Here is a 26,892-nt window from a genome sequence, read left to right on the forward strand (position 1 = left end):
TCCCGATCGCCCGTAATGATTCGACCCTGTACATTAAAGAAGGAAGTGAAATGGCTACATCTGTCGGAAATTTGGCATGGAATCTTCTGACATCAACAAATCCGTCAGGGGGAGCGACATCATGGAGAGACTATTCCGGTGCTGATGAGTCCATTACCATAACAAGGGTTGACTATGTTGATAGCCTGGGAGCCTCTCAATTCAAGATACTTTCGGGTGGTACGACCGGAGAACTTGATACAAAATACGGTAAATTAACGGTATTTAGTGACGGGGAGTGGCAATATACTCCAGACCCTTGGGTTAATCATTCCACAGAACCAGTCTCTGAAACCATAACCTATACCATTACCGATCGTGACGGTGACACGGCAACGGCGACAAAAACCCTAGTTGTTGAGGATACCGCCACGACTATCAGTGATCCGCTGGATAACTCTGTCTATGAAAGGAATCTTTCGACAGGATCCGATCCGAACCCTGTGCTGCTTGTTAAAACGGGTACTCTTGGCGTTAATAAGCAAGCAGATCCTATTAATGTAGTATTTAACGGAGCACCTCCGCCCACTGGTATAACCTCCAACAAAAAGACGATCTTCTATCATGAAAGTCCTGATGGCCATACGCTCACAGCTACAGACCTGGAGGCTGATGGTGGTAATGTGATTTTTACCATAGAAATCAAGAATTATGATTCTAAAGACGCATCCTATGAGTTTACCCTCTACAGGGCTGTCGATCATCTTTATGAGGATCAGAATACTGGTGCTACCATATCGCATGACCCTATTGAATTTCCGATCCGTTACAAGGTTCTGGAACCTTACGATAATGATACGGTTCTCAATTTCCCTTCAGGGGTTAATGGAGGCGGACTTGCTGAATTTACAGTCACGATTTATGACGACACGGCTCTTGTCGAACCTTTGCTGACCTTTCAGGAGGATGAACCGGATCCTGGTGAGAGAACGATGACGGTCAACGCTGATGCGAGATCGACCAATCTGTCCATAACCGGTACTCCTGCAGCGCATGGAACGGTTCAGGTTAATGACGGAACGATATCAGGTCTTCCCGATGGAACCATTACCTATACTCCATTCCCCAACACAAACTATAGTGGGACGGATACCTTTGAGTATACACTGGAGATTGAAAATACATCAACAACCGAAATTCGGACGGTGACCGTAACCGTGATTCCGGTGTCGGATGCGCCGGGAGTGACGGCTCTTGACTATACCCTCTCGACTCTGGAAGACACTCAGATTGATCTTCGCCTGTATGCACCGACGGTAGGTGATAAAACTGACCAGAATGGCATCGGCACAGCAGGTGATGATCCCGAACGGCTTGGCGCAATTACCCTTTCGGGGATTCCGGTCGGTGCGAAGATTTTCAAGGCTGATGGTACGACGCTTGTTTTTGAGGCAACCACAGGCCACACCTCATTTACCGTTATGCTTGTCAGTGGTGGCACAACGCCGGTTACCGGCACGGACAGCAAGTCGCTCTTCCTTGCCGAAACAACTGCCAACAGCTATTTAACGGTTTTGGAATACGAAGGGCTTAAACTACTGCCTCCACCCAACAGCGGCAACAATTTCTCTCCTGCTATCACCGTCTCGGTGACAGAATATGAGGTTGATGCAGCGGGTTACCAGAAAGAGGTCAGTGGCGTGGCGGTTCCCGGAGTGACCACAACCGCAACAATTGCGGTCGAGGTTCTTGCGGTGACGGATATTCCGCCTGCTCCAGGTCTTCTGATTGACGGTTTTGATACGCCCTACACGGCAAACTTCGAAGAGGATACCGTTTTTGACCTTGGCGCATTGCTTTCAACAACTTCCTTTGATGATACGACGGATGGCAGTGAACATCGTGAAATCGTACTCTCCGGGTTACTGAAAGATACGATTGTGACCTCAAATGCTCTTCCGGGACCAGTGACGATTGGTGCGACGGGTACCGTTACCATTCCCCTGATCAACAGTACTGTTCCTGCTGGTATCCAGAACGTTCTGCCGGGTATCACCATCACACCGCCGCCAAATTTCAGCGGCGAAATGAACGGTATAACCGTAACCCTGCAGGCGCTTGATACCGATCCGAATCTGCCAGCGGCATCGCCTGTTCCGGTGAGCTGGACTGATTCGGTTACCCTGAATCTGCTTGTTTTGCCGGTAGCTGATGATATTGCAGCTCCTGATGTATCGACTTCTGAGGACCAGTCGGTCAGGTTCCTGAAGGATCTTAGGGTTACCGATATCTCGTCCGGGTTGACCACAGGAGGAACGGAAATCATTACTGCGATAACCGTCAGTGATCTTGCGCTTGGTTGGGTAATAAAAAACCCTTCAGGAACAGTTGTTTTCACAGGAGACGGTACGGCTGATTTTTCCATCCCTGTAGGAGATTACACAAACTATACCGTTACTCCTCCGCCGCATAGCAGCGCCGATACAACGGTGAAGGTTCTCGTTACCACAACAGATACGGCTACAATTCAGGGAATTGATATCACGGATAATAGCAAAATCGATCAATTGCATAATATCAAGGTGACCGTTACCCCGGTAGCCGAGGCGGTTGCAGGGAGTGCTGTGCACAACGGAACCTCGGTAACGGTAACTGCGGCTGAAGCGGATTCTGATGTCAGCGGCACCGCTGATCTGGCCATCAATCCACATCACACCTACACGACTCACGGTACAGAGGGTCAGTTCGTTTCACTTACCGAGGCCGGGTCAAGCCCGTTTGCCATTGGAAGTTTTTGGCACAATGAGGATGCGGATGGTTCAGAGAGAACCTATGCCCTCTTTACGCCGACATATCTTGTCGGAGGTGTGCTGACAGATATGATTGAAGCAGAGTTCCAGTATACCGATGGTTCCGGGGTGCATACGGAGATCTTTAAAGGTACTCCGATAGCGGTAGAAATGCCTTATCTGCATACCGTATCGTTCAAAGCAAAACCTGGTTATAGTGGAGCAGTTACCATTGATGTTCAGGCAAAAACAGTTGACCATGGCCCTGATGACACAACGACCGATGTGTTCAATGTCAGTGGTCTGGCTCACCTCGACTTTATTGTTGATCCAGTGCCCAATCAAGTTACGCTTGCTGTGACCTCTCCTGTGCCGATTGATGAAGATTTGCTCAGGACGCTCTCCATTCGTCCGACGTCCACAGACACCGATGGATCAGAGAGCTTTACCATTACGATTACGGGTATTCCTAATGGCTCCGAGATGATCTATGATGGATCGACTATCTATGCGATAACGGATACATCGGGTACGGTAACCATAAATCACTTTGATTCTTCAAAAACGTTTACCATACAGCCGCCTCACAACAGTAATGAAGACATTACTCTCCATGTTACGGGTCACACGGTTGAAGTTCTTGATCCAACGAACCCCGGTACGATCTGCCAGCCTCTTGACATTATTGTCGATGTCAGGGGTGTTGCCGATCCTGTTGATGTTGTAACGACTGTGGCCGGATTTTCTGAGCAACGACTGGATAGTCTGCCTCCTTCAGATCTCATTAGTATGAGTAGTCTTATTTCTGTCACGCGGCAGGATACTGATGGTTCAGAAACCTTGTCGTTCTATTTTACAGGCCTCGCTAACGGTTTTGATATCAGCGGGGTGAATGTATCCTTCCTTGGTGGTACGGGTACCGAACGCAGATGGCTTCTCACTCCAGGTGATTTTGCGGGTACCACAATGACGGTTCCGAAAAACTTCAGCGGAACGGTCACCTTCCAGGGTGTTCCGGTGACCTCGGAAAATGATGGCAACTCCTGGACTGGTGATACCTGGGATCCCGTTGGGCTTCGCTGGACAAACAATACCTCTACTGGTGATCCGATACCCCTCTCCCTCACGGTTTCGCCATCACCTGAAGCGACGATTGTCGACCATACCGTCTTCAATGAGGATCAGTGGATACTGACTGATCCGCTCAATCCGGTGATGGGCGCCTATGCACGGGTTAATTTTGATCTTCTACCGCAGCCGCTTGTTGATACGAATGAAGTGTTGACGTCGGTCTGGATAAAAGCGGCCGATGTTGATGGCAGGGTGTTTACCCTCTCTTATGATGCAGATGATGCCGGTGCGGGTTCTCCGATTGTCCTTGGCGCTGTGGGAGGTATTCTGGCCGACGACGGTTATTACAAACTCACTGCGGAACAGTCGAAGCATATCTATGTGCAGAATACGCATGACCTGCATGGCAGCTATACCTTTGAGGTACAGTATGCGATTACCGATCCGACAAGTGATGGCACCACAGTCAGGATTATTAATCCTGCTACCGGAGGTTGGACAGGCGTAACAGCGAATTCGGTGACGACGCAGTCGACGATAGCCGCTTATACCCTGACGGTCAATGCGGTGACGGATCCGATTACTGATCCACTTGGTACAATTAGTGCTGCGGACGAAACTTCTTCTCACACGGTTATATCCGGGGATGTGGTTACGGTCTATGGCAGCACAGTACTCACGGTGCCGGTTGTTGTCACGCAGTCCAATTATCTTGCTGAAAATCCTGACGGGCAGGATCTGGATGGCAGTGAAATGCTTGAGCGTTTTATTATTGATGGTGTGCCGGACGGGATTACGGTTGTCGGAGCGACCTATGTCGGCGATACCGGTACGACACCCAATACCGGGCGCTGGATTTTGGATGTTAATCCGGATCTTCCATTTACATCCACCATTCCGCGAAATATTGCCTTTGATTTTGATGGAGTTGCTTCGCAGTTTATCGGTTGGTCGAAAACGATTACCATTACCGCAGAGAGCAGGGATACCGGGTCGGGTATACGTTCTGCTTCCGTATCGTTTACCATTGACAATAGCCTCGTTGTCTCATTTGATGACAGCGGCAGAGCTACTAATATTCCGGCGGCTATTACCCCATGGGGTCTCAACACCGTGAGTATGACAGAGGATACGGCTTCCATGCTTGCCGATCTGGCAACGGTTGCGATTTCTTCCATCACTGACAGCAGTCCCTTCAGTATTACGCTGAAAAATGTTCAGGCTGGCACCATTGTGACCGGTATGGAGCGTATGGTTTTGCCTGGAGACGAAGTGATTTATACCGCATCCGGCTCAGGTGGTGATGCCACATTGCAGACACTGCTGCATAACATTACCCTGACACCGCCGCCTGACTCGAACGAAAACAATCATAATGACCTGTTTGTCTTTGATCTTGCACTGACAACCTATGCGCCGGGCGGTCAGCAGAATACGGAGAAGTTTCATGGACAGATAGAGGTGTTGCCAGACAGTGATCCGACAACGAGCGTGATTACTCCTCGTGCCGGGAGTGAGTACGAGGATGATACGACCAGACCGTCGAAGGTGGACAGCGGAGCGGGAGTCCTCTTTACGGTTGCTTTCGAGAATGCGGCCGATGGTAGTTCGAATCAACTTTTGGGTAACGTAATGCTTGTGATTGATGAAAGAAGCATGGACAGCTATCTGGGAGGATTAGTATTGACGGATGATGGCACCGGTAAGGTACTCACGCTTGAGAGTAGTGGCGGAGGTTTTGCAAACTACAGTATCAGCGGTGTGCTTGCCAGTGATGTGTTGACCTTGACCTATTTCCCTGTTCCAAATGCCTCGGGCAGTATCGAGATAACGGCTTCGGTTAATTCCCGCGAGACGGGGAGCGTCCAGATCTCCGGCACCCCCGGGTCACTCACCATTGATGTGATTCCGGTCATTGATGGCTATAATCCCACATCCATAGTAGCGACAGGTCCGGAGGATACTCGTATTCAATTGGCTATCACCGGAGGGGGCCTGATTGATCTTGATGGCTCGGAGTCGGTACAGAGTATTTTGCTGAAAAAACTCCATAATTGCTGTCTGGTCTATATTGGAGATGATGCCGCTTCGGCAGTGTTGGCGCTCAATGCAGGAAGTGATGCATCCGGCCATAATACATGGTCGATTGGTAAGCTATCAACGATCACCGGAAAAATTGAGCTTCCAAACTATGTTGCGATTGTACCACCGAATAATCTCAGTGGTACGGTTGAGGGATTAGAGCTTGTCGTTATTACCACCGAGACGCACTTGCCTGGAGAATTGCTTGAGCAGACATTCCTCTTTGATACTGTGGTGACGCCGGTTTCTGATGGTCTGACGACGATCAGTCCGACTCATTCGTTCGGTCCAGAAGGTCAGATGGTGCCGATTAACCTCAATGTTTCAATGGCTGACTTTGATGGTTCGGAAACAGCGACGGTGACCTTGAGGGGATTTAGACAGTATGCTTCTTTCTATGGCGCAAGCGGTACCGAGTTGACGTTGGCCCAATTTAATCCGGCGACCGACTATAATAGTGGTACAGACACCTATACGCTTCACGGGCTTACGGTTGAAGATACAAATGCGCTGTCGGTTATACAGTCGGCCACTAATGGGACATCGACGGTGTATGTTGCTGCCTATACGGTAGATGGCGCTGCTCCTCAATCCGTAACAACGCCCGAGAAATCTTTCACCCTCAATATCTCGCCGATTGTTCCGACGACGAGCAACGATACCCTGCTCTATGATGGTGTGGCTGATCTTGCAAATACCAGAAGCTTTGACGGCCTAGCCGGAACTGATACGCTGGTGCTCCGGAAGGGTGAGGATATTGATTTTGCTGATAGTCCTGTTGATCGATCGATTTTCAATATTGAGTACATTGATCTGACGGTCAACGGCAATCACTCTCTTTCGAACATCACCTCTGCGGGTGTTGCTGCCATGACCGATCCTTCGACCCATGACCTGTATATTCTCGGCGACGGCGGTGACCATGTGGCGTTTACTGGAGCAGACTGGTCAACTGCAACTCGGATTGGAGATTACAATGTATATACCAGCAGTACGGATCCGACGGTCAAGGTTTCTGTGTACAAAGACATTTTATAATGGACAACTTAAAAACCTCTATATCCAAGGTTATGAAACAGACTACCAATAAGAACCTGAAAACCCTTGCAGTGGCAGTTTTGCTCCTCTGTCTTGGGTCACCGCAAACTGTAGAGGCCAAGGCAGTAACGGCAAGTGAAGCGGTTACCGCTGCTTTGAATACCAATCCGGAGGTGCAGGCGAAGTTTCATGCTTTCCGGGATGTGTACGAAGAGCAGGGTGTGGCTAACGGGGGCTACATGCCGAAGCTTGATTTTAGCGCTGGCGTGGGTCGGCACTGGCTCAAGTCGGAGAGTAACGGGGATGAAAATTACTGGCGGAAGGGTCTCCGGCTTGAACTCTCCCAGATGCTTTTTGACGGGTTTTATACCCGAAACCAGGTTCATCGGTTGAAACACTCGGGTCAGGCCCGATATCTGGAGTTTATGGACTCTATGGAAAATATTGGTCTTGAAAGTTTCAGGGCGTATATGGATGTGCTCCGTTATCGTGAGATGGTCAATCTTTCGAGAAGAAATTATGAGTATCATCAGGAGATTTACAAGCAGATCAGCAGTCGGGTTCGTGCGGGGGTTGCAGCAGGGGTTGATATGGAGCAGATCACGGCCCGTCTTTCGCTGGCACAGTCGAACCTGGTGACCGAATTGAGCAACCAGCATGATGTAAGCGCTCGCTACCAGCGTTATATCGGAGAGTTGCCGGAAGAGAATCTGGCGCCTGCAGTGCTGCCTGATAAAGGGATACCTGCTACGAAAGTTGCGACGCTGAAAGAGGCCTATCAGTACAATTTCGGCTTTCTTGCCACCCTTTCTGATATCCGGGCTGCTCAATATGCCGTCAATGTACAGAAAGCAAAATATTATCCGCGTATCGACTTCAAGGCTCGCCATGACCGGTCATGGAATCTGGATGGTGTGGATGGCCGGAGGGATGAGTCGGTTGCTGAACTTGTATTGAACTACAATATCATCAATGGGGGCGCTGATCAGGCGGCATTGCATCAGTACCGTGAAAAAATGTATCGTTCGGTTGATCTGAAAGACAAGGCCGCTCGTGATTTGCGTCAGACCATAGAGATCGCTTATAATGAACGGGAGATGATAAAAGAGCAGTTACAGTATTTTGATCGGCACTATAAAAGCATGGAGAAGGTAAGAGAGGCCTATCATGAGCAGTTTAATATCGGAAAACGTACATTGCTTGACCTGCTTGATACCGAGAATGAATATTATCAGGCACGTCGTGCTTTTTATAACGGTTTTTTTGACCTCACGATAGCTAATGCAAGGACGTTGGCGGGACTGGGCAGGCTGCTCACCACAATGGGTGTTGTTCGCGGAGAGATGCCGAGTTTGAAGGATATCAATATTCCTATGCCTGAGGTCAAGGATGAGGATTTGCCGCCATTTGACGTTCCTGTGCGTGGCAAACTGGATCTTCCTGAGGTCAAGTGATGATGGTTGTTTGAGTCGGGGGGTGTTTTATTGTAATTCCTAAGTTGTGCGGTGTTTTATGTCTGTTGCGGTTACTGTTGGCAAGAGAGAGTTGGTGGTTGATGATGTGGTGTCGTTGCTTGCAGGTCATAACTTGTGGCCGCAACTGATGGAGGGCGTGGTTGTTGACAGGGTTTTACGTACGCTTGGGTGCAGTGAGGAAGAGATCGGGGTTTATTATACGACCGAACTTGCTGCTGATGCTGTTTTTCTTGAAAAAAAACGGGCTCAATTGCTTCTTGACGGGGCGAAGGAGGAGGATGTTGATTTTTTTATCAGTCGTCCCGTTTTGCTGGAGCTTTTCAAGAGGCGGCGGTTTGAGCCTCTGGTTGGCAGCGCTTTCCTGAAGTTGAAAGCTGGTATGGACAAGGTTCTCTTTTCTCTGTTGCGCAATAAAGATCATGAGCTGACAAGAGAGCTGTTTTTTCGCCTCGAATCAGGAGAGGAGTCGTTTGCCTCTCTTGCAGCCCGTTATGCCGAGGGCCGGGAGGCGTTGAGTGGCGGTCGCCTCGGCCCGATTGAGATGCAACAGTTAAATCCTGCATTGGCTGCGGTGCTCTCGACGGCCAGGCCGGGGGTTGTGAATCCTCCGGTTGTCATTGACGGATTGGGAGTTATTACCTTGCTGCATGAGAAAATACCGGCAAAATTTGATGAACCGATGAAACAGCATCTTCTCAATCACCTGTTTCGTGAATGGGTGAAGGCTGAGGTATTGGCTTTTTTTTACTGAGATCTCTTTTTTTCTGGTCACGATGGGTTATCTGATTTTTTTATAAGGGAATTTTCATGTCGCATACAATCGCAGACAGTGACGCTGATATTTGCAAGGTTATAGGGGGGATTCCCCTTTTCTCGGGTTTGGCAGAAGGTAAAATCAGGATGCTGGCCGGTGTTTGTTCCGTGGAGCGCTATACCATAGGAAAACCGGTAATCAGCGCCGGTATGCCTCCAGATTCGCTGTATGTTATTATCTCAGGACGTGTACGGTCACTCTATAAGGAGGGCTCCAACGGAGTTGTTCAAACTCTGAGGCTTCTCGGTGCCGGAGAGCTGTTCGGCTGGGTGGCTCTTATGCGTCGCCAGCCAACGGAGATTGTTACCGCTTCCGAGGAGACGCTCTGCCTGAAGATTCCCTTGTCGTCGTTGAGCATGGTGATCAATGAGCTGCCTCTCTTGTATGATCTGCTCTTTTCGAAAACGGATCCTTCCGAGATTTGTGCTCTTCTTGAGACTCTGTTCAGCAAGGATCCGAGGGTTGAGGCTCGTATTGGTGAGTCCGGCTTTTCAGGGATCAGGGATCTTTCCCTCCACCTTTACCCTTCTGCGGTTGTTGTTGATACCGGTTTCAGCAGGGTGATTCCCCAAAAAAAGCTTCAATGGTTTGTCAGCCGGAGCGATGACCCGGCGTATCCTCCTGGCAGTGAGTACCGACCCTCTTCCGGCGAATTGGCAGGCTCTTTTTCGTTGCGTCTGGTGGGGCTTGATTTGTCTTGTCTCAAGGAGTCTGCTGTTGAGGTAAAGCCGATTGTGGCTGAGCCTTTGCGCGGTGAACCGCTGGCGGGTATTGCCAGTTCAGAGCGGCCGCAGGGAGAACCTGTCAGGGAGCAGCCCCGCGAAGAGTTCAGTTGTCAAACGGAAGAGGAACAGGTAAGCGGCCGTTCAAAAGGATTCTATTTTTGTAAAGGGAGGGGTGTTGTTGAGGAGACAACAGCCTGTTTTCAGATGTTTGGCAAGCATATGAATGTGCCGGTTAAAAAAGATCTGATACAGAGCATTATCGGAAACCAGTATGCGAGGAATGGTCAGATATCGCTGCAGGATTGTGGAGGTGTCGGGGTGGTGCTTGGCTTGAAAGCGCAGGTAGTGAGTTTTTCCGAGGAGGCCATGCTTCGGCTGAAGGTGCCTGCCCTTATTGGATGGGAGAAGAGTTTTGCTGTGCTTTACAAGGTTACAGCTAAAGAGGTTACCCTCGCAGTCCCCTCTGCATCAGGTATTAAGGTACTTGCTGTAAAAGAGTTCTGGGAAAAGTGGGATCGCAGGGGGGAGGCGCTGGTGCTTGATGCGAGAGAGGATACTCCTGAAAAAAAATTCGGGTTTGACTGGTTTGCGCCCTCTATCAAAAAGTATCGCAATGTTCTTGGAGAGGTGATGATTGCCTCGTTTTTTACCCAGATCATGACTCTGGTCAATCCGCTGTTGTTTATGGTCATCATCGATCAGGTCATTGTCAAGAACAGTTACAGCACACTGCATGTGCTTGGCACCTTTATGCTGATCATTGCGATTCTCCAGGCGGTGTTGAACAGTCTGAGAACCTATCTTTTTGTTGATACAACGAATCGAATTGATGTTGCACTTGGTGCAGAGGTTATTGATCATCTGCTGCGGCTGCCACTCCGTTTTTTTGAAAAAAGGCCGGTTGGTGAGCTGAGTTCCCGGATCGGAGAGCTTGAGCATATCCGTCAGTTTTTAACGGGCACCGCTCTCGGGGTCGTTCTTGATGCAGTTTTTTCGTTCGTCTATGTTGTTGTTCTCTTTGCTTTCAGTTGGAAGCTGGCGGTGATGGCTCTCTCGGTTGTTCCGGTAATTGGGTTGATAACCTTTTTGTTGTCGCCGGTTATCCGGAAACAGTTGCGCGAAAAGGCGGTAAAGCATAGTCTAACGAATGCGTATTTGATAGAGGTGCTATCGGGAATTCAGACGGTCAAGTCCCAGAATATTGAGTTGCGTGCGCGCTGGAACTGGCAGGAAAAATATGCGAGCTATGTCAAGGAGGGCTTCAAACCGGTTGTTTCGGGTACCATTGCCAATTCTGCCAACTCTTTTCTCAGTCAGGCATCCGGGCTTATTGTAATATGGGCCGGTGCGGCTCTGGTGTTGAATAATGAGCTGACCCTGGGCCAGCTTATTGCATTTCGTATTATTGCCGGTTATATCACCAGTCCTGTAATGAGGCTTGCTCAGCTCTGGCAGAATTTTCAGGAAACCGGCATGTCGCTTGAACGGCTTGCTGATATTGTTGATACTCCGCAGGAGGGTGGCAAGGATCAGTTGGCGCAGATTCCTCTTCCTCTTGTCAAAGGTGAAATTTTCTGTGAAAATGTCTCGTTCCGTTTCAGGGATAATAGTCCGATGGTGCTGAAAAATGTGACCGTTACGATTCCTGAAGCTGCATTTGTTGGTATTGTGGGGGAGAGCGGGTCGGGTAAAAGTACCTTCGCAAAACTGATTCAGAGGCTCTACAGGCTTGAAGAGGGCCGTATTTTTATTGATCATTATGATATTGCCAAGGTTGAGCTCAATTCGCTCCGAAGCCAGATCGGCATTGTACCCCAGGATCCCATGCTTTTCAATGTTTCGGTAAAGGAGAATATTGCTCTTACCAATCCGGACGCAACGGATGCCGATATTATCCGTGCAGCCAGAATTGCCGAGGCTCATGACTTTATTATGGCTTTGCCTACCGGTTACAATACGCCGGTTGGCGAAAAGGGCTCCTCACTTTCGGGTGGTCAGCGCCAGAGAATTGCCATTGCAAGAACCATTTTACAAAACCCGGGTCTTATCATTCTTGATGAAGCTACAAGCGCTCTTGATTCGGATACGGAAAGCCGTTTGACGGCAAATTTGATAACCGCTTTCAGAGGCAAAACAGTCTTGTTCATTACCCACAGGCTTAATTCGGTTAAAGCAGCATCCCTGATTCTCTGTTTTCATGATGGTTGTATTGATGAAGCTGGTACTCATGATGATCTTATGGGAAGAAAAGGGCGGTATTACTCCTTGTTCCAAAAACAGTCTTTTTCAATTCCGGTTATGGAGGGTAGCCTCGGATGAAAAATCCATTTGCTGATGATCTGATCGGTCAGGGAGAGGTTTTTACCCAGTCTGTTATGGTGCCGAGGGCGATACTCTGGGTTCTTGTTCTTGCTTTTTTTGGCTTTATTGTATGGGCCTCTGTTGCTGAAATAGATGTTTCGATTCCTGCTACAGGAAAGCTTGAACCGACAGGAGAAGTTAAAAAAGTGCAGGCGGCGATTGAGGGTGAAGTGAGCGCTTTGCGGGTTGATGATGGCCAGCGGGTTAAAAAGGGGGAGGTGCTTCTTGAGTTAGTCCCGGTTTTGTCGGTTGGTGAAGAGTCGAAGCTCAAGTCGTTGCAGATTAACCTCGACAATACCCGCCAGCAGTATGCGACGGAGTCGGTGCTGCTCGGAAAGCTTCGCTCTCTGCTCAGTACGGCTGCCGTCTCTCAATTTGAGGTTGAACAGAAAAAACTGGATGTACTGAAACTGCAGGCTCAGGTTGCAGATCTCACTGAGCAGATCAGCAAGCAGCAGTATATGACGGGTCAGGCAACAGGTTATGAATCCATAACGGCTCCGGTCAGTGGCACCGTCTTTGATCTTCAGGTGAAAAAGGGGGCTATTGTCAGTTCCGGGCAGGTTATGCTCAAGGTTGTTCCTGATGACAATCTTACAACAAAGGCGTTTATTTCAAACCAGGATATCGGTTTTGTCTATGAAGGGTTGCCGGTTGATGTCAAGCTCGACGCCTTTCCCTCTTCCGAGTTTGGCGATATCAAGGGGAGGGTGCTCCAGGTTGGTTCTGATGTGCTTGCGCCTGATGACATCATCAAATATTATCACTTTCCTGTCAAGGTAACGCTTGAACGCCAGTTTCTGGAGGTTAACGGGCGAAAAATTTTTCTGCAGTCTGGCATGTCGGTGACGATGAACATCAAGGTGAGGAAGCGCACCGTTATGAGTATTTTTACCGATCTTTTTACACAGCAGGCCGATGCTATAAGCCATATCAGAAAGTAAACAGGCTGGCCTGAAGAGAGAGATCCGGCAAATTGCCTCGCTCCTGTTGTGCCAAATCGCAGAATTACACAGGGGTTTTGAAATGGATCTGCATTCAAAAGGGTTCAATGAAGCATCGTATACCCAAAAAAGAAAAGTCAAAGCAACTTGGCGGTTTTCGGGTTGAACATCAGACTGAAACTTCTGACCCATCAGATGCTCCTGTTGCGAGGCTTCAGGCAGCATTGACTTTCCATCAGCAAGGCCGATTGGATGAAGCTGAAGCAGTGTATCGGGAGATTTTGGTGACGGAGCCTGATCAGTTTGATGCTTTTCGGCTTTTGGCAATAATTGCAGCACAAAGAAAACAATTTCATGAAGCTATTGCTTTGTTTGAGCGGGCCTTCGAAATCAATTCTGAACACGCAAATTCCTTAAATAATTATGGCATTGTATTGTGTGAAGTGAAGCGCTACAATGATGCAGTGTTGAGTTTTGACAAAGCGATCGCGCTTAATCCGGACTATGGAGAAGCTGCTTTGAACCGTGAAGCAGTTTTAAAAATCCTGAAACGGTATGATGAAGTCGTTCTGAGTTGTGGACTGGCTTTCAAAGGTAATAATGCTGCGGTTTGTTCTGATTACGGAAATGTATTACAGGAATTGAGCCGATATGAGGAGTCTTTACTGTATTACGATAGAGCTCTTGCACTCGAACCGGATTATGTTGCGGCTTATTTTAATCGTGGCCTGGCCTTAAAAAAGCTGAAACGGTATGATGAAGCTGTTTTGAGTTATGACAAGGCGATTGCACTTGAACCGGATTATGCAGAGGCACACTCAAATCGAGGTAATGCGTTAACAGAATTGAAACGTTACCATGATGCCGTTCTGAGTTATGATAGAGCTCTTGCACTCAAACCGGATTATGCCAAGGCTCATGCTAATCGAGGGGTAGCGTTGCAGGAGCTGAAACAGTACGATGAGGCTGTATTGAGTTATGGTCGAGCTCTTGCGTGCAAGCCGGACTATGATTTTTTGTTTGCTGAACAACTGTTTCTCAGCGTACGAATTTGTGACTGGAGAAGTTTTGAGCATCAGGTGTTTTTGCTCAGAGAAAAAATATCTCGCCACGAAAACGTATCAACACCATTTCCTGTTCTTGCACTCGTCGATTCGCCTTTGTTACAACAAGAGGCAGCCAGAATATATGTCAATGCGAAACATGTTATTAATGCTCCCTTGCCACTCATTGCCAAACGTGAACGGCATGAGAAAATTCGTATTGGTTATTATTCCGCTGACTTTCAGAATCATGCAACGACCTACCTGATGGCAGAGTTGTTTGAACGGCATGACCGAAGGCGATTTGAACTTACCGCTTTTTCTTTTGGGCCGGACAAGCAGGATGAGATGAGAACGAGGGTTGCCTGTGCTTTTGACCGTTTTATTGATGTGCGAACCCGCTCTGACCGAGAGGTGGCGCTCCTTTCAAGGGAGTTGGAAATCGATATTGCGGTTGATCTGAAAGGCTTTACGACTGATTCTCGCACAGGTATATTTGCCTTGCGGGCAGCGCCGATACAGGTTAGCTATCTTGGTTATCCTGGTACCATGGGCATGGACTCGATGGATTATCTCATTGCTGACCAAACATTGATACCGGTTTATTCCCGGCAGTACTATACTGAAAAAATTGTCTTTCTCCCCGACAGTTATCAGGTTAATGATACAAAGCGCACGATTGCAGAGAAAGATTTTACCCGGAAAGAGTGCGGATTACCGGAAAAAGGGTTTGTCTTCTGCTGTTTCAACAATAATTACAAAATTACTCCTTTCGTCTTCGATAGCTGGATGCGTATTCTCCGGCAGGTTGAGGGAAGTGTGTTCTGGATCTTTGAGGATAATCCAAAAGCTGCGGAAAATTTGCGGAAGGAAGCGACGAGAAGAGGTGTTGATTCCAACAGGCTGATTTTTTCGAAGCGGATACCTCTTGCTGAACACCTTGCACGGCATCGGCTGGCAGACCTGTTTCTTGACACCCATCCCTGCAATGCCCATACGACGGCAAGTGATGCTCTGTGGGCTGGGCTACCTCTTTTGACGCTGGCAGGTGAAACTTTCGTGGCAAGAGTGGCGGCAAGTCTGCTTAATGCCATCCAGTTACCGGAACTTATCACCTGTACACAGGAAGAGTATGAGGCTCTTGCGATTGAACTTGCCACCAATCCGGACAGGTTGAAGCTGATCAGGCTGAAACTCGAGAAAAACCGGCTGACGACCCCTCTGTTTGATACAGAACGTTTCACTCATCATCTTGAGGAGGCTTATGGTGTTATGTATGAGAGATATCAGGACGGATTACTGCCAGAGCATATTGTATCGTTACCATCAGCAGAAGAGAGGAAAGAGTTGCTGACGATGGCTTTGGAATCATCAGGAGAAAGGCATGGGCAGAAGGCTGCTCTTGTATGTGATGCAGCAAGTGATCATGCTTCGAGGTTTCCGGAGGCACTGACGCTCCATCAGCAGGGGCGGATCAATGAAGCTGAGGCGCTTTACAGGGAGATCCTGTGTGCAAATCCCAAACACTTTGATGCATTGCAGCTTTTAGCCACAGTTGCAGCACAAAAAAGGAATTTCAGCGAAGCTGCTGCGCTATTTGAGCAGGCATTTGCAATCAATTCCGATTGTCCGGAATTATTGAACAATTGGGGCAATACGTTAAAGGAGTTGAAACGGTACGATGAGGCATTGCACTGTTTTGATCGTGCGACTGAACTCAATCCGTATTATGTTGAGGCATACTATAATCGGGGTATCACGTTAAAGGAGTTGCAGCGGTACGATGAGGCGCTTTTGAGTTATGATGCTGTTATTGCTCTCAAGCCGGATTATCCTGAGGTATACGTTAATCGTGGTAATGTGTTGAAGGAGTTGTTACGGTGTGACGAGGCGCTTTTGAGCTATAACAGCGCTCTTGTACTTAAACCTGATTATACCCAGGCGTATTTTAATCAGGCTCTTGCATTACAGCATCTGAAACAATACGAAGAAGCGGTGCTGAGTTATGACAAGGCAATTTTGCTCAATCCTGAATATGTTGCGGCTTACTCTAATCGTGGCTCTGCATTAAAAGAGTTGAAGCGCTATGATGAGGCGTTATCAAATTATGGTGAGGCGATTGCACGAAATCCTCAATTTGCTGAAGCATACGTCAATCGAGGCAATGCCTTGACAGACTTGAAACGTTATCAGGATGCTCTTTTGGATTATGACAGAGCCATTGCAGTCAAGCTGGATTACGCAATAGCTTATTTCAATCGGGGCGTTATTCAGCAGAAATTGAAACTCTATGAAGATGCGGTATTGAGCTATGACAATGCTTATACTTTTGAGCCCACTTTTGATTTTTTATATGGACTTCGATTGTATGCAAGGATGCAGATTTGTGACTGGAGTATCTTTTACAATAATGTTCGTGAACTGAGAGAAAAAATAGGGCGCTGCGAAAAAGTATCCATACCATTTCCCGTTATTGCGCTTCTTGATTCACTTGTTTTACAAAAGGAGGTAGCAAAGCTTTATGTGCAGGAAAAATATCCTGCGAATCATGAACTTCCAGTTATGGTAAACTATCCACAGCATGAGAGGATTCGCATTGGCTACTACTCGGCGGATTTTCATAATCATGCAACGACCTACCTGATGGCAGAGCTTTTTGAACGGCATGACCGAAGTCGATTTGAACTTACGGCATTTTCTTTTGGGCCGGACAAGCAGGATGAGATGAGAGCGAGGGTTGCAAGTGCTTTTGACTATTTTATTGATGTGAGAACCCGATCTGACCGAGAGGTGGCACTTCTTTCAAGGGAGCTCGAGATTGATATTGCAATTGACTTGAAGGGCTTTACGCAGGACTCTCGTCCCGGCATATTTGCCTTGCGGGCAGCACCGATTCAGGTCAGTTATCTTGGTTTCCCTGGTACCATGGGTGCCGGGTATATTGACTATCTCATTGCTGATCGAACATTGATACCGGAACGCAGCCAATATGGCTACACCGAAAAAATTGTCTATCTCCCTGACAGCTATCAGATCAACGATACAAAGCGTCTCATTGCAAAAAAACTCTTTACCCGTAAAGAGTTGGGATTGCCGGAAATCGGCTTTGTCTTTTGCTGTTTTAACAATAACTATAAAATTACTCCTCTCATTTTTGACGGCTGGATGCGCATTCTCCGCCAGGTTGAGGGTAGTGTGCTCTGGCTTTTTGAGGATACTCAAAGAGCCGCTCAGAATTTGCGGCGAGAGGCTATTGAAAAAGGTGTTGATGCAGAAAGGCTGATTTTTGCAAAGCGGATGCCTTTGGCTGAACACCTTGCAAGGCACCGGATAGCAGACCTGTTTCTCGACACTTTTCCGTGCAATGCCCATACGACAGCAAGTGATGCTTTGTGGGCCGGTTTGCCACTTTTGACGCTTGCCGGTGAAACCTTTGCAGCAAGAGTGGCTGCAAGTCTCCTTAATGCCATACAGTTACCGGAACTGATTACCTTTACACAGGAGAAGTATGAAGCTCTTGCGATTGAACTTGCAACCAACCCCGAAAAGTTGATTGCGATCAGGCAGAAACTGGAGAAAAACCGGATGACGACCCCTCTGTTTGATACAGAACGTTTCACTCATCATCTTGAGGAGGCTTATGGTGTTATCTATGAGAGATATCAGGAAGGGTTGCCTCCTGGGCATATTGTATCGTTACCATCAGCAGAAGGCAGCGAGCCGTTGCTGACGATGGCTTTTGCATTACCAAAAGCCAGGTCGGAGCAAGATGTTTCCGCAGTAGCTGAAACAGCCGCCCGGTCAGGGCCGGCTTATTTTGCTACATTGCAGTCTGCATTGGCCCTTCATCAGCAGGGTTGTCTGGATGATGCCGAGGTTCTTTACAGGGAGGTTGTGCACTCAAATCCGGATTACTTTGAAGCTGTGCAGCTTTTGGCAACTGTTGCTGCTCAAAAACAGAGTTTTCATGAGGCTCTTGAGCTCTTTGATCATGCACTTGCCATCAAGCCCGATCACCCGATTACACTGAACAATCGGGGGAATACGTTAATAGCGCTGAAACGGTATGGTGACGCGTTATCAAGTTATGAAAGGGCTTTTCTTCTTAAACCTGACTATGCTGAGGCTTTTTATAACCGAGCTCTTGCACTACAGGAGCTGGAACGGCATGAAGAGGCAGTGTCGAGCTATGAGAAAGCGATTTGCATCAAACCGGATTATGCAGAAGCTTATTATAAGCGTGGCGTAGCGTTACAAAGGCTTCAGCGCTATGACGATGCTCTGTTGTGTTATGACAAGGTGATCGCACTCAAACCGGACTACGCTGACGCGCACTATAGTCGAGGTCTTGCTTTACAGGAGTTACAGCGATACGATGAGGCGCTCATAAGTTATGACGCAGTTATTGCTCTGAAACCAGACTATCCTTTGGTATATGGAATCTGTTTGCATATGAGGATGCATAGTTGTGACTGGGCCAATTTTGATCATTATCTTTCCGTTATCATAGAAAAAATAGAGTGTCACAAATATGTTGCACCTCCGTTTATCTTTTTTGCATCAGTAGATTCTCTATCATTGCAAAAAAAGGTCTCCACAATTTTTATGCAGGGGATTTTTCCTGCAAACCATGAGCTTCCACTCATTGAAAGGCATTCGCGGCATGAGAGGATTCGTATTGGTTATTACTCAGCGGACTTTCATAATCATGCAACAGCGAATTTGATGGCCGAGCTGTTTGAACGGCACGACAGATCGCGCTTTGAACTCACTGCTTTTTCTTTTGGTGCAGATGCGCAGGATGAGATGAGACGAAGGGTGGCCACCGCTTTTGACCGTTTTATCGATGTACGTACCCAATCTGACCGAGAGGTTGCGCTCCTTTCAAGGGAGTTGGAAATTGATATTGCAATTGACTTGAAAGGTGTTACGCAGTACGCCCGTCCCGGTATATTTACCCTGCGGGCAGCTCCGATTCAGGTCAGTTATCTTGGTTTCCCTGCTACCATGGGTGCTGAATATATTGACTACCTTATTGCTGACCGGACACTGATACCCGAAAGCAGCCGGTATGGTTACACGGAAAAAATTGTCTATCTCCCTGACAGCTATCAGGTTAACGATACAAAGCGTCTCATTGCTGAAAGGGTGTTCACTCGCAAAGAGTGCGGGCTGCCGGAAAAAGGATTTGTCTTTTGCTGTTTTAACAATAACTATAAAATCACTCCTGTCACCTTTGACGGCTGGATGCGCATTCTCAAACGGGTGGAGGGAAGTGTTCTCTGGCTCCTTGGGGGTAATCCAAAAGCGGTAGAAAATTTGCGGAAGGAATCGACTGAAAGAGGTGTTGATGCAGAAAGGCTGATTTTTGCAAAGCGGATGCCTTTGGCTGAACACCTTGCACGGCACCGGATAGCAGACCTGTTTATCGACACCTTTCCGTGTAATGCCCATACGACGGCAAGTGATGCTCTGTGGGCCGGGTTGCCTCTTTTGACGCTGGCAGGTGAAACTTTCGTGGCAAGAGTGGCTGCAAGTCTCCTCAATGCCATACAGTTACCTGAACTGATTACCTCTACACAGGAGGAGTATGAAGCTCTTGCGATTGAACTTGCAACCAACCCCGAAAAGTTGATTGCGATCAGGCAGAAACTGGAGAAAAACCGGCTGACGACCCCTCTGTTTGATACAGAGCGCTTCACTCATCATCTTGAAGAGGCTTATGGTGTTATCTATGAGAGATATCAGGAGGGGCTGCCTCCTGGGCATATTGTATCGTTACCATCAGCGGAAGGCAGGAAAGAGTTGTTGATGAAGGGTACTGTTCCGGGAGTAAGGGCGGAGCAAGACGTCAGTGTTGCATCTGAAACAACCGCCCAGTATAGGCCTGCTCATTCTACCAGGTTGCACTCTGCGTTGGCGCTGCATCAGCAGGGTTGTCTGGATGATGCTGAGGTTCTTTACAGGAAGATCCTGCGTGAAGATCCGGAACACTTTGATGCTCTTCAGCTTTTGGCAACAATTGCAGCGCAAAAAAAGAATTTTTCAGAAGCGGTGGAACTCTTTGATCAGGCATTTACAATCAATTCAAATCACCCAAACTCACTGAACAATTGGGGGAATGCCCTTAAGGAGTTGAAACGGTATGACGAAGCAATATCAAGTTATGACAAGGCCGTAACAATCAAGGCCGACTATGCTGAGGCTTATGTTAACCGAGGTATTGTGTTCGAAGAGCTGAAGCTGTACGATATGGCGTTGTCAAGTTATGACAAGGCATTTGCCGTTAATGCGGGCTATGATTTTCTTCCGGGAATGCGCTTTGCAATAAGAATGTTGTTTTGTGACTGGGTTGATTTTGATAATCATGTATCGCTTCTGAGAGAAAAAATAGGGCATCATGAAAGGGTATCGTCCCCCTTTACTCTTTTTGCAATAAGTGATTCACTGTCGCAGCAAAAAGAGGCTGCTTTGATTTATGTGGATGCAAAACAAGCTCTTGATCATTTGTTGCCTGTTATTACAAAGTGCTTGCGACATGACAAAATTAGAGTTGCTTACTACTCCGCAGATTTTCATAACCACGCAACGGCTTACCTGATGGCGGAGCTGTTTGAACGACACGATAGATCGAATTTTGAATTCACTGCCTTTTCTTTTGGTGCAGACGCGCAGGATGAGATGAGACGAAGGGTGGCCACTGCTTTTGACCGTTTTATCGATGTACGTACCCAATCTGACCGAGAGGTTGCGCTCCTTTCAAGGGAACTTGAAATTGATATTGCAATTGATTTGAAAGGCTTTACGCAGCACTCACGTCCCGGTATATTTGCTTTGCGGGCAGCGCCGATACAGGTCAGTTATCTTGGTTATCCCGGTACAATGGGCGCTGAATATATTGACTACCTTATTGCTGACCGGACACTGATACCGGAAAGCTGCTGGTACGGCTACACGGAAAAAATTGTCTATCTCCCTGACAGCTATCAGGTTAACGATACAAAGCGTCTCATTGCTGAAAGGGTGTTCACTCGTAAAGAGCTGGGATTGCCGGAAATCGGCTTTGTCTTTTGCTGTTTTAACAATAACTATAAAATCACTCCTGTCACCTTTGAGGGCTGGATGCGCATTCTCAAGCGGGTGGAGGGAAGCGTTCTCTGGTTATTAGAGGATAATCCAAAAGCTGCGGCAAATTTGCGGAAGGAAGCGACTGAAAGAGGTGTTGATGCAGAAAGGCTGATTTTTGCAAAGCGGATGCCTTTGGCTGAACACCTTGCAAGGCACCGGATAGCAGACCTGTTTCTCGACACTTTTCCGTGCAATGCCCATACGACAGCAAGTGATGCTTTGTGGGCCGGTTTGCCACTTTTGACGCTTGCCGGTGAAACCTTTGCAGCAAGAGTGGCTGCAAGTCTCCTTAATGCCATACAGTTACCGGAACTGATTACCTTTACACAGGAGAAGTATGAAGCTCTTGCGATTGAACTTGCAACCAACCCCGAAAAGTTGATTGCGATCAGGCAGAAACTGGAGAAAAACCGGCTGACGACCCCTCTGTTTGATACAGAACGTTTCACTCATCATCTTGAGGAGGCTTATGGTGTTATGTATGAGAGATATCAGGAGGGGTTGCCTCCTGGGCATATTGTATCGTTACCATCAGCAGAAGGCAGCGAGCCGTTGCTGACGATGGCTCTTGCATTACCAAAGGCCAGGTCGGAGCAAGATGTTTCCGCAGTAGCTGAAACAGCCGCCCGGTCAGGGCCTGCATATTTTGCCACATTGCAGTCTGCGTTGGCCCTTCATCAGCAGGGTTGTCTGGATGATGCCGAGGTTCTTTACAGGGAGGTTGTGCACTCAAATCCGGATTACTTTGAAGCTGTGCAGCTTTTGGCAACTGTTGCTGCTCAAAAACAGAATTTTCATGAGGCTCTTGAGCTCTTTGATCATGCACTTGCCATCAAGCCCGATCACCCGATTACACTGAACAATCGGGGGAATACGTTAATAGCGCTGAAACGGTATGGTGACGCGTTATCAAGTTATGAAAGGGCTTTTCTTCTTAAACCTGACTATGCTGAGGCTTGTTATAACCGGGCTCTTGCACTACAGGAGCTGGAACGGCATGAAGAGGCGCTGTCGGGCTATGAGAAAGCGATTGGTATCAAACCGGATTATGTTGAGGCTTTGTATAAGCGTGGCGTAGCGTTAAAAAGGCTTCAGCGCTATGACGACGCTCTGTTGTGTTATGACAAGGTGATCGCACTCAAACCGGACTACGCTGACGCGCACTATAGTCGAGGCCTTGCTTTACAGGAGTTACAGCGATACGATGAGGCGTTATCAAATTATGGTGAGGCGATTGCACGAAATCCTCAATTTGCTGAAGCATACGTCAATCGAGGCAATGCCTTGACAGACTTGAAACGTTATCAGGATGCTCTTTTGGATTATGACAGAGCCATTGCAGTCAAGCTGGATTACGCAATAGCTTATTTCAATCGGGGCGTTATTCAGCAGAAATTGAAACTCTATGAAGATGCGGTATTGAGCTATGACAATGCTTATACTTTTGAGCCCACTTTTGATTTTTTATATGGACTTCGATTGTATGCAAGGATGCAGATTTGTGACTGGAGTATCTTTTACAATAATGTTCGTGAACTGAGAGAAAAAATAGGGCGCTGCGAAAAAGTATCCATACCATTTCCCGTTATTGCGCTTCTTGATTCACTTGTTTTACAAAAGGAGGTAGCAAAGCTTTATGTGCAGGAAAAATATCCTGCGAATCATGAACTTCCAGTCATGGTAACCTATCCACAGCATGAGAGGATTCGCATTGGCTACTACTCGGCGGACTTTCATAATCATGCAACAGCCAATCTGATGGCTGAGCTGTTTGAACGGCACGACAGATCGCGCTTTGAACTCACGGCCTTTTCTTTTGGGCCAGAGGTTCAGGATGAGATGAGAGCGAGGGTTGCAATTGCTTTTGACCGCTTTATTGAAGTGAGAACCCTGTCTGACCGAGAGGTTGCGCTCCTTTCAAGGGAACTCGAAATTGATATTGCAATTGACCTGAAAGGTGTTACGCAGTACGCCCGTCCCGGTATGTTTGCCCTGCGGGCAGCTCCGATTCAGGTCAGTTATCTTGGTTTCCCTGCTACCATGGGTGCTGAATATATTGACTACCTTATTGCTGACCGGACACTGATACCCGAAAGCAGCCGGTATGGTTACACGGAAAAAATTGTCTATCTCCCTGACAGCTATCAGGTTAACGATACAAAGCGTCTCATTGCTGAAAGGGTGTTCACTCGCAAAGAGTGCGGGCTGCCGGAAAAAGGATTTGTCTTTTGCTGTTTTAACAATAACTATAAAATCACTCCTGTCACCTTTGACGGCTGGATGCGCATTCTCAAACGGGTGGAGGGAAGTGTTCTCTGGCTCCTTGGGGGTAATCCAAAAGCGGTAGAAAATTTGCGGAAGGAATCGACTGAAAGAGGTGTTGATGCAGAAAGGCTGATTTTTGCAAAGCGGATGCCTTTGGCTGAACACCTTGCACGGCATCGGCTGGCAGACCTGTTTATCGACACCTTTCCGTGTAATGCCCATACGACGGCAAGTGATGCTTTGTGGGCTGGTTTGCCACTTTTGACGCTTGCCGGTGAAACCTTTGCCGCAAGAGTGGCTGCAAGTCTCCTTAATGCCATACAGTTACCGGAACTGATTACCTCTACACAGGAGGAGTATGAAGCTCTTGCGATTGAACTTGCAACCAACCCCGAAAAGTTGACTGTGATCAGGCAGAAACTGGAGAAAAACCGGCTGACGACCCCTCTGTTTGATACAGAACGTTTCACTCATCATATCGAGGAGGCTTATGGTGTTATCTATGAGAGATATCAGGAGGGGTTGCCTCCTGGGCATATTGTATCGTTACCATCAGCGGAAGGCAGGAAAGAGTCGTTGATGAAGGGTACTGTTCCGGGAGTAAGGGCGGAGCAAGATGTCAGTGTTGCATCTGAAACAGCCGCCCAGTATAGGCCTGCTCATTCTATCAGGTTGCACTCTGCGTTGGCGCTGCATCAGCAGGGTTGTCTGGATGATGCCGAGGTTCTTTACAGGGAGATTTTGCGTGCAAATCCGGAACACTTTGATGCTCTTCGGCTTTTGGCAACTGTTGCTGCTCAAAGAAAGAATTTTCCAGAAGCGGAGGAACTCTTTGATCAGGCACTCAAAATCAATCCCGCTCATGCAACGGTATGGAATAATCGAGGTATTGCCTTACAAGAGCTGAAACGGTACGATGAGGCGTTGCAATGTTATGATAACGCTCTTGAACGTAAAGCAGATTATGCGGCTGCTTTTTTTTATCGTGGCCTGGTGTTAACAAAATTACATCGTTATGATGAGGCTGTATTGAGTTACAACAGGGCGCTTATACTCAAACCGGACTATGCGGCTGCTTGTTATAATCTTGGAAATACATTACAGAAGCTGAATCGGTATGATGAGGCGCTTGTGTGTTATGACAAGGTTCTTGTAATCAAGCCAGGCGATGCTGAAGCCTGCTCTAATCGTGGTATTACTCTTAAGGAGTTGCAACGCTATGATGAAGCAGTATTAAGTTATGAGAAGGCTCTTGCGCTCAGGCCGGATTATGCTGATGCTTACTATAATCTCGGAAATGTATTACAGGATTTAAAACGCTACCGTGAGGCTCTCGATAATTATGACAAGGTTCTTGCAATCAGGCCTGGTGATGCTCATGTTTACTCTAATCGAGGTATTGCTTTACAAGAGCTGAAACGGTACGATGAGGCGCTTGTAAGTTATGAAAAGGCACTTGCTCTTAAGCCGGACTATGCCAAAGCGTATTCCAATCGAGGCAGTGTATTACAGGCCTTAAACCGCAATGATGAGGCTCTTTTGAGCTATGAGCGTGCCATTGCCATCAAACAAGACTATGCTGAGGCTTACCGTAATCGTGGCGTTGTGTTAAAAGAGTTGAAACGGTATGATGAGGCTCTTTTGAGTTATGAGCGTGCCATTGCCTTTAAACCAGACAGTGCGGACGGTTATTTTAATCTTGGCATCGCCTTACGGGAGCTGAAGCGATATGATGAGGCTCTTATAAATTTTGACAAAACTCTTTTCATTAACCCAGGTTACGAGTTTTTATTTGGAGTACGTCTGTATACCATGATGCACATTTGTGACTGGAGCACTTTTAAGCATCATGTTTCTCAACTGAGAGAAAAATTAGAGCGACATGAAAAAGCATCAACACCATTTCCTCTTCTTGCCCTGATAGGTTCGCTCTTGTTGCAAAAACAAGTATCATCAGATTATGTACAGGAAAAATATTCCGCAAACCCGGAACTTCCACTTCTTGTCAAGCGCTCGCGGCATGATAAAATCCGCATTGGATACTATTCGGCAGATTTTCACAATCATGCAACAGCTTATCTGATGGCGGAGCTGTTTGAAATGCATGATCGCTCACGGTTTGAGATCATTGCCTTTTCTTTCGGGCCTGACAGGCAAGATGAGATGAGAAAAAGGGTTGCAATTGCTTTTGATTGCTTTGTCGATGTACGTACCCAATCTGACCGAGAGGTTGCGCTCCTTTCACGGGAGTTGGAAATTGATATTGCAGTTGACCTGAAAGGTTTTACACAGGATTCCCGATGTGGGATTTTTGCCCTGCGGGCAGCGCCGATACAAGTGAGTTATCTTGGCTATCCCGGTACCATGGGCGCGGATTATATTGATTACCTTATTGCGGATCCGACACTGATTCCGGAAAGCTGCCGGTACGGCTATACTGAAAAAATTGCCTATCTCCCCGATAGTTATCAGGTCAATGATACAAAACGTACCATTGCTGAAAGGGTTTTCACTCGCAAAGAGTGCGGGTTGCCGGAAAAAGGATTTATCTTTTGCTGTTTTAACAATAACTATAAAATTACTCCAGTTACTTTCGATGGCTGGATGCGGCTCCTTCGGCAGGTAGAGGGTAGCGTTCTTTGGCTTCTTGAGGATAATGTGACAGCAGCGGATAATTTGCGAAAAGAAGCGATAAAACGGGGTATTGATGCCGCCAGGATTGTTTTTGCACAACGGATGCCACTTGCAGAACATCTTGCAAGGCAGCGGTTGGGGTATCTGTTCCTTGACACCTTTCCGTGCAATGCCCATACGACGGCGAGTGATGCACTTTGGGTGGGGTTGCCGGTGTTGACGCTCGCTGGTGAATCATTTGCCAGCAGGGTAGCTGCAAGTTTGTTGAACGCGATGCAGTTGCCGGAACTGATTACCTCTACGCAGGAGGAGTATGAGGCTCTTGCGATTGATGTTGCCACCAATCCGGAAAAACTGGGCAATATCCGCCGTAAACTGGAGCAGAACCGGCTCACCACACCATTGTTTGATACCGAACTCTTTACGCGGAATATTGAAGCGGCTTATGATGCGATGTATGAGCGATATCAGAGAGGATTTCTTCCGGATCACATCAAGATTGCGTAATCTTGATAATTTTGTTTCAAAACATTCCTGATCACGT

Annotated in this window: 6 protein-coding genes; all 6 read left to right on the forward strand. The window is 47.5% G+C overall.

Features of this window, described 5'->3' with window-relative positions; genetic code table 11:
- Positions 1–50 precede the first annotated feature (50 nt).
- The 6 genes from AC56AD_RS03115 to AC56AD_RS03140 all read left to right on the forward strand — a co-directional run bounded on the left by AC56AD_RS03115 (position 51) and on the right by AC56AD_RS03140 (position 26,855).
- The gene (locus AC56AD_RS03115) at positions 51–6,959 is read left to right on the forward strand and encodes an Ig-like domain-containing protein (RefSeq protein WP_499052195.1); all 6,909 of its coding nucleotides are present in this window, start codon (positions 51–53) and stop codon (positions 6,957–6,959) included.
- A gap of 32 nt (positions 6,960–6,991) precedes the next feature.
- Positions 6,992–8,413: a TolC family outer membrane protein gene (locus AC56AD_RS03120; RefSeq protein ID WP_041526405.1), complete on the forward strand. Its 1,422-nt coding sequence runs from the start codon at positions 6,992–6,994 to the stop codon at positions 8,411–8,413.
- Positions 8,414–8,471: 58 nt separating this feature from the next.
- Positions 8,472–9,185 carry a peptidylprolyl isomerase gene (locus AC56AD_RS03125; protein WP_012507428.1) on the forward strand — a complete coding sequence of 238 codons (714 nt, stop codon included), beginning with the start codon at positions 8,472–8,474 and terminating at the stop codon, positions 9,183–9,185.
- 56 nt (positions 9,186–9,241) lie between these two features.
- Positions 9,242–12,292, forward strand: coding sequence for a peptidase domain-containing ABC transporter (locus AC56AD_RS03130; protein ID WP_012507429.1), 3,051 nt, complete (start codon positions 9,242–9,244; stop codon positions 12,290–12,292).
- Entirely contained in the window at positions 12,289–13,278 is a 990-nt protein-coding gene (locus AC56AD_RS03135) for an HlyD family secretion protein (protein WP_012507430.1), read from the forward strand. Before AC56AD_RS03130 ends, AC56AD_RS03135 begins: the two co-directional genes overlap by 4 nt.
- Positions 13,279–13,385: 107 nt before the next feature.
- Positions 13,386–26,855, forward strand: coding sequence for an O-linked N-acetylglucosamine transferase family protein (locus AC56AD_RS03140; RefSeq protein ID WP_012507431.1), 13,470 nt, complete (start codon positions 13,386–13,388; stop codon positions 26,853–26,855).
- The last annotated feature ends 37 nt before the right edge of the window (positions 26,856–26,892 follow it).

It is taken from the genome of Pelodictyon clathratiforme (assembly GCF_982375515.1).